Below are 10873 nucleotides of genomic sequence, written 5' to 3' on the forward strand. Positions count from 1 at the left end.
GCCGCTCCCGGTGGCGGTCGCCGCGGCCGGAGCCTCGGGTGCCGCGGCGGGGCGGGTGGCGCGCCGGCGCGTTCGCGGCGCGGGCGCGGTGCTCTCGGCTGCCTCCGCCGGCTCGGCGGCGGCAGCGGACGCGGTGGCGCGGCGGCGTCGGCGCGGTGCGGCGGGCTCCGCCGTCCCCGCGTCGGCGGCGGCGTCGGCGCCCGTCACCCCACCCGTCGTCGTACCGGCCGCGGCGGGTTCGGACGGCTGTCCGGCGCTGTCACCCGATGCGGGCGCCACCTGGGAGGCCGTTGTCTCGTTGTCGGTAGCGGCCGGCGGTCCTGCCGGCCGGCTCGCGGCCCGGCGCCGCCGGCGCGGGGGCAGCGTGTCGCTGGGCGAGTCGTGGGTGTCGTCACGGTCGCGACCGAGGTCGCGTTCTGTGGTCTCGTCCGCTCCCGCGGACCCGTTCGATGCGTGCATGCGGGCGGTTCTCCCGTCACGCTCCCGGGCGCCTCGCCGATGGGCGGCGGGCAGCGCCGCTCAGGAGCTGTCGTGTCGCTCGCCGGTTCCGGCCCCGTTCCCTGCGGTCCGGCTACGGCGAAAGTCTGCTGGTCGGTGCGCCTGCCGGTAACAGCCGGGCCCGAGTGGCTCCCTGGCACCATGCGGTTGGGCGGCGCGGTGACAACGTCACTGTCCGGTGATCTCCGGCGCCGCCGCGGCCTGCTGTCCGGCGGCCGTGGGTAGGGCGGCCGTGGCAGCGTCGCGGTCGGGCGCAAACGGGTCGGTCACCGTCCCGGTCTGCTCATCGAGCGGCCCCTGCGCCAGCCTGGTCACCCCAGCGGGGACCGGCGGCGCCAGGTCGGCCACACTACGCAGACCGGACAGGACGTCATCGGGTCGTACGGCAGGTGTGAGATGCCGTACTACCAGGCGCAGTATCGCACAAGGGACGGACGCGAGCGCATCGGACCCGCCGGAGGGCGAAGGGGAGGCGAACGCGTCCGCGGCTTCCAGTGCGGTGACCGCGGCTCTGGCGTCAAACGTTCTGATGCCCTTCTTCGTCTCTCTCGACACCTCGACGGACGAAGTCGTCAGAAAAACTTTCGCGGCCCGTTCCGCCTCGGCCGGGTCCACACCCTCCAGGCGCAGTTCCCAGCAGGACGCCTCCAGCCGTTCGGCGAACCCGGAGGTCCGCGCCTCGACCGCGTCCACGATGTCCAGGCCGGCCGGCAGCGACGCGTCGAGCCGCTCCTTCAGCCAGGCCACCTCACGCGGCGCGGCCAGCGCGATCTCCAGATACTCGGCCTCGCTGGCCGTCCCGGTCGGCGCCGCGTTGGCGTAGCTGACCTTGGGATGGGGGGTGAATCCCGCGGAGTAGGCCATGGGCACCTCGGCCCGGCGCAGTGCGCGCTCGAAAGCGCGCTGGAAGTCGCGGTGGCTGGTGAACCGCAGGCGACCGCGCTTGGTGTAGCGCAGTCGTACACGCTGCACGGCGGGCGCCGGCGGCGGGCCTACGGGCTGTCGCTTGCCCAGTGTCGTCAGTCCTTCGGTGGGTTACGTGCCGTACGTCTCCGTACGCGTGGCCGCCCGTGGGCGACGTTGTCTGCCCTCCAGGTTACGCGCCGCCCGCGTGCGCCCCGGTCGGGATCCAGTAACGGAGCTTCTCGGCCCGCCGGTCCTCGAACACGCCCCCGGCCGCCTCGATCACCTTCCGTGACCCCTCGTTGTCGAAGTCGCAGGTCAGCAGGACCTCGTCGAGCCCGAGCGCCCGCGCCCTCGGCAGTGCGGCCCGCAGCATCGCCGTGCCGTGCCCGCGCCGCCGGACCGAGGGACGGACGTCGTACCCGATCAGCCCGCCCCACTCCAGCAGCCGCGGGGTCAGCCGGTGGCGGATGGAGAGCCGCCCCAGCCACTCGGTCCCGTCCACCCACCACAGGACGGTGGACGGGACGAATCCGGCCGGCCGGCCGCTGTCCTCGTGCGCGTCGGCCCGGGTCTCCTCGACATAGGCGGCGAACACGGCAGCTTCCTGCCAGCGCGGCGCCCAGCGCGCGATGTCGCGCCCGAGCATCGAGTTGTCGTCGGCGGTCCCCCGGCCCTCGGCACGGAACTCCTCGACCCCGGCCAGGAACGACTCCCGTACCGTCTCGGTCGGCCGGACGAGCGCGGGCACCGGCTACTTCCCGACCACGGTCAGCGGCAGCAGCTTCTTGCCGGTCGGGCCGATCTGGATCTCGGTCTGCATCTGCGGGCACACGCCGCAATCGAAGCACGGAGTCCAGCGGCAGTCCTCGACCTCCACCTCGTCCAGCGCGTCCTGCCAGTCCTCCCAGAGCCAGTCCTTGTCCAGCCCCGAGTCCAGGTGGTCCCAGGGCAGGACCTCCTCGTAGGAGCGCTCGCGCGTGGTGTACCAGTCGACGTCCACGCCCTGCGCGGGCAGCGCTCGCGCCGCGCACTCCATCCACTGGTCGTAGGAGAAGTACTCGCGCCAGCCGTCGAACCGGCCGCCCGCCTCGTACACCGCGCGGATCACCGCGCCGACCCGCCGGTCGCCGCGCGACAGCAGGCCCTCGACGATGCCGGGCTTGCCGTCGTGGTAGCGGAAGCCGATCGAGCGGCCGTACCGCTTGTCGCCGCGGATGCGGTCCCGCAGCTTCGCCAGCCGGGCGTCGGTCTCCTCGGAGGACAGCTGCGGCGCCCACTGGAACGGGGTGTGCGGCTTGGGCACGAACCCGCCGATCGACACGGTGCAGCGGATGTCGTTGGACCCGGAGACCTTGCGGCCCTCGGCGATGACGCGGGTGGCCATGTCGGCGATCTGGAGGACGTCCTCGTCGGTCTCGGTGGGCAGACCGCACATGAAGTACAGCTTCACCTGCCGCCAGCCGTTCCCGTACGCCGTGGAGACGGTCCGGATCAGGTCCTCCTCGGAGACCATCTTGTTGATGACCTTCCGGATCCGTTCGCTGCCGCCCTCGGGCGCGAAGGTCAGGCCGGAGCGGCGGCCGTTGCGGGTCAGCTCGTTCGCCAGATCGATGTTGAACGCGTCCACCCGGGTCGAGGGCAGTGACAGACCGATCTTGTCCTCTTCGTAGCGGTCCGCGAGCCCGCCCGCGACATCCGCGATCTCGCTGTGGTCGGCGGAGGACAGCGACAGCAGCCCGACCTCCTCGAACCCGGTCGCCTTCAGGCCCTTGTCCACCATCTCGCCGATGCCGGTGATCGACCGCTCCCGCACCGGCCGGGTGATCATCCCCGCCTGGCAGAACCGGCAGCCGCGCGTGCAGCCCCGGAAGATCTCCACCGACATCCGCTCGTGCACCGTCTCGGCCAGCGGCACCAGCGGCTGCTTCGGATAGGGCCACTCGTCCAGGTCCATCACGGTGTGCTTGGACACCCGCCACGGCACCCCGGACCGGTTCGGCACCACACGGGCGATCCGGCCGTCCGGCAGGTACTCGACGTCGTAGAACCCCGGGACGTACACCCCGCCGGTCCTCGCCAGCCGCAGCAGCAGCTCCTCACGGCCGCCGGGGCGGTCCGCCGCCTTCCAGGCGCGCACGATCTCGCTGATCTCCAGCACGGCCTGCTCGCCGTCCCCGATCACCGCGCAGTCGATGAACTCCGCGATCGGCTCCGGGTTGAACGCGGCGTGCCCGCCCGCCACCACCACCGGGTGGTCCTCGGTGCGCTCCGCCGCGCTCAGCGGGATGCCCGCCAGGTCCAGCGCGGTCAGCAGGTTCGTGTAGCCCAGTTCGGTGGAGAAGGACACCCCGAACAGGTCGAAGGCGCCCACCGGGCGGTGCGCGTCCACCGTGAACTGCGGCACCTCGTGCTTGCGCATGAGGTCCTCCAGATCCGGCCACACGCTGTACGTGCGCTCGGCCAGGACGCCCTCGCGCTCGTTCAGCACCTCGTAGAGGATCATGACGCCCTGGTTGGGCAGCCCGACCTCGTACGCGTCCGGGTACATCAGCGCCCAGCGCACGTCGCAGGCGTCCCAGTCCTTGACGGTGGAGTTCAGCTCACCGCCCACGTACTGGATCGGCTTCTGGACATGCGGAAGCAGGGCCTCCAGGCGCGGGAACACCGACTCGACAGGCATGAACTCGTGTCTTTCCGAAGAGGGCTGAATCGCCTGCCCAGGTTACAGCTCCTGTTCGTACCCCTCGGCCAGTTCCCGCTCCCGCCCGTACAGCACCCCGTAGGAGAACGACGGCTCCCCGGCCGCCTCGGCCGCCGCCGCGATCCCCGGCAGCGCGGCCCGGACCAGCACGCTGTCCTGGTGGTTCCCCAGGATCCGCTGCACCCGCCGCAGCTTCCGCGCCCGCTTCTCCCGGCCCGCCGTCTCCGCCGCGTACCGGGCGCGTTTGGCGGCCTTGCGGGCCCGGTGCCAGGCCACGTCCCGCGCGGGGCCGGGCGGGGTACGGCGGGCCGCCGCGAGCCGCCGCTCCAGCCGCCGTTCGTCGCGCCGCAGCGCCGCCGCCAGCACCGGCCGGGCCGGGCGGTACGCGTCCGTGAGCAGCGGCGGCGCGGCCAGCAGGTCCTCCAGCGCGTCCAGCAGCGCCCGGTACCGTTCGCTCTCCAGCTCCCGCAAGGCGGCGCCCCCGGACGGCGGCGGCGCGGTGTACCGCGCCACGCGCCGCTCCAGCGGGCCCCGGCGCAGCGCGTCCGGGAGTTCCGCGACGCGCTCCGCGAGCCGTGCGGCCAGCACCTCCCGGTCCCGGTCCGTACCCAGTTCGGCCGCCAGCCGGCGCAGCTCGTCCGCCACCGGGCCGGTACGCCGCCGGTCCAGCACCGCCCGCTGGGAGCGCAGCACGCCGCGCAGCCGCCGGGTGGCCACCCGCATCCGGTGCACCGCGTCCGGCTCCCGCCGCCGCACCGCCGGGTCCAGGTCGGTGATGAGCCGCACCTGCCGCCGGACGTAGCCCATCACCCGCTCCCCCGCGCTGCCGGGCGGCAGCACCGGCCCCGGCGGGCGGCGCGGCGGGGCGGCGCCGGTGGCGGCCAGCGCGCGGGCGGCCTTGGACGGCGCGCGGGAGCGGCGCAGACCGGCTGCCGCCAGCCGCTCCTCGATCGCCTCCAGCAGTTCCGGCCCGGCGGCCGGGCGCAGCTCCACCTCGTACTCGACCCAGTGCGCCCCGTGCCCGTCGCGCAGCGCCGTGACCCGGTCGCGCACGACTTCGGCGAGCGGTTCGGAGCGCCGGTCGAGCAGCAGCCGGGTCTCCCGTTCGGTGCGCAGGCCGAGCAGGGGGACGAGGGGCGCGTCGCGGGTGCGGGAGCGGACCAGGGCGGCCAGTTCGCCGGGCAGCCGCTCACCGTGCGGGGCGCGGATCTCCTCCCGGGTGCCGCCGCCCGCCGGGAGTTCCAGCTGCCAGCCGGGTTCCGTGCCGCCGGTGCGGCGGCACAGCGTGATCCCGGCGGCGGCCAGCCGCAGGTCCTCGGTGTCCCAGTAGCGGTCCTGGAGCACCTGCGGGGCGCCCACGGGCCCGCGCACGGCGGCCACCGGCCCGGTGCCGGTCAGCTCCGGCAGCGGGCCGGTGGCCTCGTAACCGCGCTCCGTCCCGGGCGCGCCGCTGACCGCCATATGCCCTCACCTCCACGGTAAGGAGCGATGGCTCAGGCCGACAGCGGGCGCTTCATCCGGATCGACTGGAGCAGCCCTATCGCGATCCAGCCGACGAACATCGACGTGCCGCCGTAGGAGAGGAACGGCAGCGGGATCCCGGCGACCGGCATGATGCCCAGCGCCATGCCGATGTTCTCGAAGGACTGGAACGCGAACCAGGCGACGATCCCGGCGGCGATCAGGGTGCTGTACAGGTCGGTGGCTTCCTTGGCGATGCGCAGCGCCCGCCACAGCACGACACCGATGAGCAGGATTATCCCCCCGGCGCCGACGAAGCCGAGTTCCTCGCCGGCGACCGTGAAGATGAAGTCGGTCTGCTGCTCGGGCACGAACTGGCCGGTGGTCTGGGTGCCCTCGAAGAGGCCCTTGCCGAACACGCCGCCGCCGCCGATGGCGATCCTGGCCTGGTTGGTGTTGTAGCCGACGCCGGCCGGGTCGAGCGCGGGGTTGGCGAAGGCGGCGAAGCGGTTGATCTGGTACTCGTCGAGGATGTCGAGGAGCCAGACGAGGACGCCGCCGACGACGGCCGCCGCCAGCAGTCCCGAGGTCCACCACAGGGAGGCGCCGGAGGCGAGCAGCATGCCCAGGATGATGACGCACAGGACCATGGCGGTGCCCATGTCGTCGATGAGGACGATGGTCACCGGCACCATGGCCAGGGCCAGCGCCTGGAGGACGGCGCGGCGCCTGGGGTGTTCGCTGTCCCCGGCGTCCACTTGGGCGGCGAGGACCATGGCCATCACGAGGACGACCGCGACCTTGGCGAACTCGCCCGGCTGGATGGTGTAGCTGCCGAAGGAGAGCCAGTTGCGCTGGCCGTTGATCTCGGTGCCGAGCGGGGTGAAGACCAGCAGCATCACCGCGAGGGTGAATCCGAAGTAGACGGGGACCGCGCTGCGCAGCCGGTGGTGTCCCAGCCACATGACGGCCACCGCCAGGGCTATGCCGACGGCGAGGTTGATCGACTGGCGGATCAGGAAGTGCTGCGGGTCGCCGTTGTTGATCTCGGTGCGGTTGCGGGTGGCGGACCACACCAGCAGGCAGCCGACGACGGAGAGCGCGCCGGCTGCCAGCAGCATGATCCAGTCGATGCGCCGGGCGGCGGAGTCGCGCGCGATCAGCCGCCGCCAGGCGCTCTTGCGGGGGGCGAACCGCCCGATGCTCAGGGAGTAGTCGCCCACGTCAGTCGTTCGATCCCTCGTCGCGCCTGGCCACGTTCCACTGCTCGCCGGACGGGTCGTCGTCCGGTGGATCCTGGTCGCCTTCGCGGTCGCGTTCGCCGCCGCCGACGCCGTCCGGCAGTTGCCGGTCGCCCGGATCCTCTTCCTGGCCGTCCTCGCGCTCCTCGCCGTCGGCGCCGTCGCGGCCCTCCTCGCCTTCCTGGCCCTCGCCGCCTTCCGCGTCCCTGGGCTCGTCCCGCTCGGCGACGATGGTGCCGTTCTCGTCGATCTCCGGCAGCGCGGCCTGCGGGGTGGGCAGCAGGGCCAGGTCCGCGTTGACGGACCCGTCCTCGCCGACGCCGTAGATCGCCTCGTAGATGTTGCGCACGGCGGGACCGGAGGCGCCCGAGCCGGTGCCGGCCTGGGAGATGGTCATCACCACGGTGTAGTCGGGCGAGAAGGTGGCCAGCCAGGAGGTGGTCTGCTTGTCGCCGGAGGCTTCGGCGGTACCGGTCTTGGCGTGCAGCGGGATCTCGCTCTGCGGCCAGCCCATGAACCGCCAGCTGGCGCTGCCGGTGGTGATGACGGACTCGGTGGCCGACTGGAGGTCGGCGACGGTCTGGGCGTCGGCGGGCAGCTGGCCCGAGACGACCGGGTCGATCTCCTCCAGCAGGGTGCCGTCCGCGCCGATGATGGCCTTGCCGACCGACGGCTCGTACAGGGTGCCGCCGTTGGCGATGGCGGCGTAGACGCTCGCCATCTGGATCGGGGTGACCAGCACGTCGCCCTGCCCGATGGAGAAGTTGAGCATGTCACCGGCGCGCATCTTCATGCCCTCGGCGCAGTTCTCGCGGGCGATGCGGGCGGCGTAGTCCTCGCGGTCGGTCTCGGCGACCTCGCACCAGTTGTCCTTGTTCAGCTCCCAGTACTCCTGCTTCCACTGCCGGTCGGGGATCCGGCCGCTGGCCTCGTCCGGCAGGTCGATGCCGGTGCGGGTGCCGAGGCCGAAGCCGTGGGCGGTGGTGAACAGCCAGTCGTCGGGGTCGTCCTTGGGGTTGATCCCGCCGTCCCGCTCCCACTCGCGGTGCGCGATGCCGTAGAAGACGGTGTTGCAGGAGACCTCGATGGCGCGGTGCAGGCTGATCATGCCGTAGCCCTGCGACTCGAAGTTCTTGAACGTCTGGTTGCCGATGCTGTACGAGGAGCCGCACTCGTAGCGGCCGTCGAAGTCGTAGCCGGCGTTGACGGCGGCGGTGGAGGTGACCACCTTGAACGTGGAGCCGGGCGGGCTCTGGCCCTGGATGGCCCGGTTGAGCAGCGGGTGGTTGGAGTCGTCGCCGGTGAGCGCCTGGTAGTTCTCGGTGGAGATGCCGCCGACCCACACGTTCGGGTCGTAGTCGGGGGCGGAGGCCATGGCGACGACGCGGCCGGTGGCGTTCTCCATGACGACGACGGCGCCGGAGTCGGCCTCGTAGTTGCGGCCGGTGATCTCGTCGCGCTGGGTGCGGGCCTCCTCCATGGCGCCGATCAGTTCCTGCTCGGCGACGGCCTGCACCCGGGAGTCGATGCTGGTGACGACGTTGGCGCCGGCCGCGGCGTCCTCGCCCTCGGCCTCGCCGATGACGCGGCCGAACTTGTCCACCTCGTAGCGGGTGACGCCGGGCTGGCCGCGCAGATAGCTGTCGTAGGTCCGCTCCAGTCCGGCCCGGCCGATCTGGTCGGAGCGCAGCAGCGGCGCGTCGGTGTCCTTGGCCTCGGCGACCTCGTCGTCGGTGACCGGCGACAGGTAGCCGAGCACCTGCGCGGAGTGCGCCCCGTACGGCGCGGGGTAGCGGCGTACGGCGGTGGGTTCCGCGCTGATGCCGGGGAAGTCCTCGGCGCGCTCGCGGATCTGGAGCGCCTGCTGCGGGGTGGCCTCGTCGGTGATGGGGATCGGCTGGTACGGCGAACCGTTCCAGCACGGCTGCGGGGTCTGCGCGTCGCACAGCCGGATGCGCTGGGCGATCTCCTCGTACTCCATGCCGAGCAGTTCGGCCAGATCGGTGAGGACCGCTTCGCCGTCGTCCTTCATCCGGGTGAGTTTGCTGCGGTCGGCGGAGACGACGAGCCGGGTCTCGTTGTCGGCGATCGGCACGCCGCGCGCGTCCAGGATGGCGCCGCGCACGGCGGGCTGCACGACCTGCTGCACGTGGTTGCCGGCCGCGGCGGCGGCGAACTCCTCGCCCTGCCGGATCTGGAGGTACCACAGCCGGCCGCCGAGGGTCAGCAGCAGCGAGAAGACCAGTATCTGGATGATGATCAGCCGGATGGTGACGCGCGAGGTCCGCCCGGTCTCCGGGATGTTGCTCACAGTCGCTTGACCCCCTTGATGCGCCCCGCCCGGTTGCGGGCCGAGCGGCTGAGCAATGTGCTGCGCTGTCCGCCGATGCGGGCGGCCTTGCCGTAACGGGTACGGCGGCCGCCGCCGCGGGTGCTCAGGCCGGTGCCGCCGCCCATCCAGCCGGCGAGGCCGTCCCCGCCGGCGGAGGAGCCGCCGGAGCCCTCGCCCTTGAGCGGGTCGTTCTCCAGCCGGCGTGCCATGCCCATCACCAGCGGCACGGTGAACGGGGCGAGCAGCAGGTCGTAGAGCGTGGCCGTCAGCAGCAGCCCGGTCAGCCCGACGTGGCGGGCGGCGGTGTCGCCGACGAGGGCGCCGACGCCCGCGTACAGCAGGGTGGAGGAGAGCGCGCCGCCGGCCACCACCAGCATCGGCACGGTCGCCGAACGGTGCTGGCCGGTCTCCGGCTTGGTCAGCCCGGCCGCGTAGCCGATGACGCACAGCACCAGGGCGTAGCGGCCCACCGCGTGGTCGGCGGGCGGGGCGAGGTCGGCGAGCAGACCGGCGCCGAAGCCGACCAGCGCGCCGCCGACGTGGCCGTAGACCAGGGCCAGGCCGAGGACGGTGAGCAGCAGCAGATCGGGGACGGCGCCGGGCAGTTGCAGCCGGGCGAGCACCGTGACCTGGAGAACGAGGGCCACGACGACGAGGATCACCGCGAGGATCGTGCGGGATACGCGCATGGGTCAGCTCCTGGTGGCGGGGTCGTCGTCGTCCTGGTCCGCGTCCTGCTCCCGGCGGCCGGTGCTGTCGCCGGTGCCGCCATCGCCGTCATCGCCCTCGTCGTCGCCGTCGTCGTCGCTGTTCCGTCCGGGGGAGTCGCCGGGCGTGGAGCGGTTGCCGATGCCGCCGTCGGCGGACTCGCCGTCCGCGCCCTCCGCCTCGCCCTCACCGTCGCCGGTGCGCTTCTCCGTGTCGTCCTCGGACGTCTTCTCGTCCTCGGGCCGGGGCGGCAGCACCGCGTCGCGCGGGTTGTCGCGCGGCGGGTCGACGACGACGCCGACCAGGTCCAGCCGGGTGAAGGCCACATAGGGACGGACCTGGACGGTACGGGTCAGGTCGCCGGCCGTGCGGTCCACGCTGATGACCTCGCCGACCGGGACGCCCGGCACGAACGGCTTGTCGTCGGCGGAGCCGAAGGTGACCAGCCGGTCGCCCTTCTTCACCTGGGCGGCCTGGTTCAGCAGCTGCACATCGAGGGCGTTGTCGCCGCGCCCGGTGGCGAAGCCGAGCTCGTCGCTGCCCTCCAGCCGGGTGCCGACGGTGAAGCCGGGGTCGTTGGCGAGCAGCACGGTGGCGGTGCTGGGGCCGACGGTGGTGACGCGTCCGACCAGGCCGTCGCCGTTGAGCACCGTCATGTCGCGGGCGATGCCGTCCTTGCTCCCGGCGTCGATGGTGACGGTCCAGGAGAAGCCCTGGGTCGCGCCGATGGCGATGACCTGCGCGCCGACGATGCCGTACTGGCCGGCTCCGGCGGTCCGCAGCATGTCGTCCAGTTGCTGTATCCGCGAATCGCGGTGCGCGTCACTGCCGAGCTGCTGGCGCAGTTCGGCGTTCTCCCGTTCGAGTTCGCTGATGCGGTCGTGCCGGCCGCCGGATTCCCGGACGGCGGCGATCGCGTTGCCCACCGGATCGACCGCCGAGGCGACGCCGTTCTCGACCGGGCCGAAGAAGGCCGCGGCGGCCTCCCTCGGGCCGTTGAGCGGGGACTACTCCCCGCCACTGATG

General features: G+C 72.8%; 8 protein-coding genes and 1 pseudogene. All 9 read right to left on the reverse strand.

All coding sequences use genetic code 11. The features are described from left to right. The coding region (locus ACFV5N_RS17880) for a hypothetical protein (protein ID WP_385600453.1) at positions 1-459 on the reverse strand (459 nt) is incomplete at its 3' end. A 207-nt stretch (positions 460-666) separates the two neighbouring features. After that, positions 667-1470, reverse strand: coding sequence for a TIGR03936 family radical SAM-associated protein (locus ACFV5N_RS17885; protein ID WP_385600456.1), 804 nt, complete (start codon positions 1468-1470; stop codon positions 667-669). 124 nt (positions 1471-1594) lie between these two features. Continuing rightward, positions 1595-2152, reverse strand: a complete 558-nt coding sequence (locus ACFV5N_RS17890) for a GNAT family N-acetyltransferase (RefSeq protein ID WP_385600458.1) — start codon at positions 2150-2152, stop codon at positions 1595-1597. 3 nt (positions 2153-2155) lie between these two features. Continuing rightward, positions 2156-4084 carry a TIGR03960 family B12-binding radical SAM protein gene (locus ACFV5N_RS17895; protein ID WP_385600460.1) on the reverse strand — a complete coding sequence of 643 codons (1929 nt, stop codon included), beginning with the start codon at positions 4082-4084 and terminating at the stop codon, positions 2156-2158. Positions 4085-4126: 42 nt separating this feature from the next. Beyond that, complete coding sequence (locus ACFV5N_RS17900; RefSeq protein ID WP_385600462.1) at positions 4127-5566, reverse strand: CHAD domain-containing protein; 1440 nt, start codon at positions 5564-5566, stop codon at positions 4127-4129. Positions 5567-5598: 32 nt separating this feature from the next. Further along, positions 5599-6789, reverse strand: a complete 1191-nt coding sequence (gene rodA, locus ACFV5N_RS17905) for a rod shape-determining protein RodA (RefSeq protein ID WP_385600464.1) — start codon at positions 6787-6789, stop codon at positions 5599-5601. A 1-nt stretch (position 6790) separates the two neighbouring features. After that, the gene (gene mrdA / locus ACFV5N_RS17910; RefSeq protein ID WP_385600467.1) at positions 6791-9118 is read right to left on the reverse strand and encodes a penicillin-binding protein 2; all 2328 of its coding nucleotides are present in this window, start codon (positions 9116-9118) and stop codon (positions 6791-6793) included. Beyond that, positions 9115-9828, reverse strand: coding sequence for a rod shape-determining protein MreD (gene mreD, locus ACFV5N_RS17915; protein WP_385600470.1), 714 nt, complete (start codon positions 9826-9828; stop codon positions 9115-9117). The genes mrdA and mreD overlap by 4 nt, the downstream gene beginning before the upstream one ends. Before the next feature lie 3 nt (positions 9829-9831). Continuing rightward, a pseudogene (gene mreC, locus ACFV5N_RS17920) lies at positions 9832-10854 on the reverse strand (rod shape-determining protein MreC); the annotation flags it as partial. Between the last annotated feature and the right edge of the window lie 19 nt (positions 10855-10873).

Origin of the sequence: Streptomyces sp. NPDC059853 (genome assembly GCF_042731495.1) — a bacterium.
Taxonomy (GTDB): Bacteria; Actinomycetota; Actinomycetes; order Streptomycetales; family Streptomycetaceae; genus Streptomyces.

Excerpts from the sequence above, each read along its gene's own strand:
- mreD (WP_385600470.1), bottom strand. The coding sequence starts at position 9,828 with ATGCGCGTATCCCGCACGATCCTCGCGGTGATCCTCGTCGTCGTGGCC.
- ACFV5N_RS17900 (WP_385600462.1), bottom strand. The coding sequence starts at position 5,566 with ATGGCGGTCAGCGGCGCGCCCGGGACGGAGCGCGGTTACGAGGCCACC.
- ACFV5N_RS17895 (WP_385600460.1), bottom strand. The coding sequence starts at position 4,084 with ATGCCTGTCGAGTCGGTGTTCCCGCGCCTGGAGGCCCTGCTTCCGCAT.